Here is a 1,280-nt window from a genome sequence, read left to right as displayed (position 1 = left end):
CGCATGGCGTCGACCGTGGTGACCGTGCCGGCACCGACCGCGGCCAACTCACGCTCAACGTCGAGGGCGTAGCCGAGGCCGGGTGCGTCGTTGTCCGGCCAGATCATTACCTGCTTGCCGGCGAGCGGCGTCCAGTCCGCGGATTTGGCCGCCTTGGCCCCGCCGGGGCTGGTCACCACCACGCTGTTCGGGAAGACATCCTGCGCGGCGTCGGCGGCCTTCTCGCCCTCACACACGACGACGGATGCGTTCGGGCGGGCAGCGAGCTTGTCGAGGCCATAGAGCGGACGCGGCTTAGGCCACGACTTGTTGGCCCAGTAGGTGCCGTCCTTTCGCCGCCACAGGGTGGTAGGCAGAAACACCTTGCCGTCGGCGGTCTCGAACCGGGCGATGTAGCCGAGATCGCGGCCCTCACCATCGAGATAGGTATAGACCGCTACCGGCTCATCACGCCTTGCTAAGCAAAAGTTGTCAGGACGCTTTCCAGCCGGGATCGGCAGGACGATCGTATCCCCGGCCAGTTCAGGCTTTGCGACTTCGGCCGAATCCTTCTGCACCCGCGCCGACGTGCGCTTGATGCTAGAGTCGTCGTTGGCGCTCTTCGGCTCCCATGGCGGCAAACCGATCTTTGAGCGCGCGTAGTCCTTGCACAGTAGCTTGCCATCATTGGCGAAGCTGTCGACCGTGATGTCGGACCCGTCGTCGGTTAGCCAGACCGTCAAGGACCGATCGGCTGGGGAGTGCCCAGGCCCAGGTGCACGAACCTTGTTCCCGCGAACCTCGCCGCCGAGGGCGCGAGCGATACCGTCGAGGCTCAGCATGATGTGCCGCCCTCCTGTGCTTGGATAAGAGCTTGGATGAGTTCGGGCAGGCGGTCGCGACCGAGGCACACGCCGCGCTTGGTCGGCATCGGCTCTCCGTGCGTACCGATCAGCCGGGCGAAGGTGCGGATGTCGACGAGGTCGAACCCGTTGAAGGAGGTCAGGCTGACCCTGACCTCCTCCACGTTGTTCTTCATCACGGTCGCGACTATTGAGGAGGCGCTCATCGCGACGCCTCCATGGTCAAGGGACGGAGGGTGGCTGCGGCTTGGCTAGCGGCCAGGATCGCCCGGCCAGCACAGGCCAAGCTGTGTACCATGCCGGGTGTATCCCCGGCCGCCGCGAGGGCTGCAGCAGCTTCGGCGTAGCGGGCAGCAAGACTGGCCCGCTCGGCCACTTCATCGAGGGCGAGAGTGGGGAGCACCGACATCACACGCCCTCCCGAATGAGAGCGCGGGC

The 1,280-nt window shown here is 65.9% G+C and carries 2 protein-coding genes and 1 pseudogene; all 3 read right to left on the bottom strand.

Annotation, left to right across the window (positions count from 1 at the left end; translation table 11 throughout):
• Window positions 1–821 (bottom strand): annotated as a pseudogene (locus MKK75_RS05995) (DUF6371 domain-containing protein); the annotation flags it as partial.
• Window positions 815–1,048: a transcriptional coactivator p15/PC4 family protein gene (locus MKK75_RS05990; RefSeq protein WP_244041705.1), complete on the bottom strand. Its 234-nt coding sequence runs from the start codon at window positions 1,046–1,048 to the stop codon at window positions 815–817. The pseudogene MKK75_RS05995 and the gene MKK75_RS05990, both read right to left, overlap by 7 nt.
• Window positions 1,045–1,251 (bottom strand): hypothetical protein, encoded by a 207-nt coding sequence (locus tag MKK75_RS05985; protein ID WP_244041704.1) that lies wholly within the window; start codon window positions 1,249–1,251, stop codon window positions 1,045–1,047. Before MKK75_RS05985 ends, MKK75_RS05990 begins: the two co-directional genes overlap by 4 nt.
• Between the last annotated feature and the right edge of the window lie 29 nt (window positions 1,252–1,280).

This window comes from Methylobacterium sp. J-030 (genome assembly GCF_022829545.1).
In the GTDB taxonomy this organism is placed as follows: Bacteria; Pseudomonadota; Alphaproteobacteria; order Rhizobiales; family Beijerinckiaceae; genus Methylobacterium.
The sequence above is the reverse complement of the archived record's forward strand: the minus strand, read 5'-3'. Positions and strand labels throughout refer to the sequence as shown.